The organism is Spirillospora albida, assembly GCF_000718255.1.
Lineage (GTDB): Bacteria > Actinomycetota > Actinomycetes > Streptosporangiales > Streptosporangiaceae > Spirillospora > Spirillospora albida.
The window spans coordinates 1-2,065 of sequence record NZ_JOFJ01000049.1; the positions used below are offsets into that span (position 1 = coordinate 1).

At 69.7% G+C, this 2,065-nt stretch carries 2 protein-coding genes; one reads left to right on the forward strand and one right to left on the reverse strand.

Going from position 1 to position 2,065, the window contains the following annotated elements; all coding sequences use genetic code 11:
• Positions 1-274: 274 nt before the first annotated feature.
• On the forward strand, positions 275-934 hold the full coding sequence (locus IE99_RS0128410; protein WP_030177455.1) for a hypothetical protein: 660 nt from the start codon (positions 275-277) through the stop codon (positions 932-934).
• A 32-nt stretch (positions 935-966) separates the two neighbouring features.
• On the opposite strand, the gene IE99_RS0128415 is transcribed toward IE99_RS0128410, so the two are convergent.
• Complete coding sequence (locus IE99_RS0128415; RefSeq protein WP_157610546.1) at positions 967-1,842, reverse strand: SCO4651 family lipoprotein; 876 nt, start codon at positions 1,840-1,842, stop codon at positions 967-969.
• Between the last annotated feature and the right edge of the window lie 223 nt (positions 1,843-2,065).

Sequence of the window (2,065 nt, forward strand, 5' to 3'; positions counted from 1 at the left end):
ACACCACCGCGGTCACCGCCGCGACCAGCAGGATCACCGTCAAATACGACAGCGACCCCTCACCCCGGTCACCCAACCGCCGCAGCATCCACAACCCCCTGACACGTCGGCATGCCGATCGTCGAGTCAAACAAGCCGGGGCCGACCGCACACGGGTCCCCGGACCCAACAAAGGGCCCAACCTCGGCAGATGCGTTATGCGCACCCCGGTTCACGCGTTTTGCTAGCGTGCGTCGTCGATTCGACCTGTACATGCGATTGATTGGGGATTTTCGTGGACCTTCGGAAACTCGGCTTCTGCGCGCTGGCCGCCGGGCTGGCGCTGGCATCGGCCGGCTGCGGTGACTCCGGCGAGAAGGCGACCTCCGACTCGTCCGGGCCCAAGACCGCCTCCCCCGCGAACTCCACCTCGAGCGGAGCGCCCGCGGGAGACGGGCGGCGGCTCACCGGCAAGGAGGTGAGCATCACCCTGCCGGCCGGCTGGAAGCAGGTGGATCCGACCTCCGACACCTCCGAGGTCGTGCGGACGTCGTTCGGCCTGACGGGCGAGATGGGTTCGGTCATCGAGCAGCTGCTCGGAGAGCAGAAGAAGCTCGGTGTGGTGTTCGGGATCGACGGATCGGTGGCGTCGGGCTACGCACCCCACGTCCAGGCCGGCTGCGACCGCGGCGGCCTGACGGGCGCGTCACTGGAGCAGTTGAAGCGCAAGCAGAAGGCGCTGGAGCCGAACTCCCAGATCACCGACGTCCAGGTGAGCGGGAAGCCCGGGTTCAAGGCGACCTACAGCTCGCAGAAGCGCACGGCCATGGTGCAGGGCATCACCGTGCGGGTCCCGGTCCCGGGCGAGCGGTACTGCTTCGTCGAGATCGAGGCGAAGCAGGGCACCATGCCGCCGCAGGCGGAGCAGCTCGCCGCCTCGCTCGCGCTGATGTGACCGGCCGTCCCGCCCGCCCGGTGCCCGGCCCCTCAGCCGCCGAGCGTGTGCACCTTGGCGGGCGGGGGCGCCTGGACGGTGAGCGGCTCGCCCCAGCGGTCGTACGTGATGACGTGCACGGTCTTCATCCCCCGGACGGCGGCGTCGACCTGGAACTTGCGGGGCAGGCCCTTGCCGTCCACCCACAGTCGCCAGGGAACCTCCTTGAGCCCGAGCCGGCTGAGCGCCTCGAACGCCGGATCGCTCTTCCGCATCGCGGACGCGGGCGTCACGCCGGAATAACTGCGGACCGTGACGCCGTCCAAATTTTCGCTCCCGGGCTCACCCTTGAACGAGCCGTTCCGCACCAGCGCCAGGCCCGTGTCGTTCGACAGCTGCGCCAGCGTCTGCTCGATTCCTGTGATCATGCCGGTGAGCAGCTTCGCGAACGGCTGGAGCTCAGGGTTGGCCGCGTCCTGCCTGGACAGCCGGACCCACGGCTTGCCGGGCGCCTGCTCCTCGCCGTCGACCCGCGTATAGATGACCCCGCCCGTGATGATCGACTCCGTGGTGCTGGGATCGGACGGGTTCGCGTCCACGATCGTCAGCTGCGCGGACGGCTGCCGCACCCCGGTGCGCATCTGCACGGTCGTCTTCTCGTCGATCTTCTCACCGCCCTGCCCGCCGGTCGTGTAGATCTCGGCGCGCATGGTGCCGGCCGAGCGGGCCTGCCTGCCGATCAGATCCACGAGCGGACCCGGTTCCGGCGGCAGCGTGACACTCGCCAGCGAGGCCGCTGGCGTCGGCGGCGCCTCCCGCACGGTGCTCGCCCCGCCCTTGGGGCGGCTTCCCTCATCGGAGCCGCCCGTGCAGCCGGAGAGCCCGCCGACTGCGACGGCCATGCCTACGGTCACCGCGAGAAGCCTCATGCCGGGGACTCTAAGGGGAAGCCGACTGCCATTGACCACTCCGGTCGGATTTGGGTCCGTGGTTGGGCCCCCAGGCCCGCGTGCACCGACCCGTCGCCTGTTTGACTCGCCTGTCGGCGGGCCGGGGGGTTGTGGATGCTGCGGCGGTTGGGTGACCGGGGTGAGGGGTCGCTGTCGTATTTGACGGTGATCCTGCTGGTCGCGGCGGTGACCGCGGTGGTGT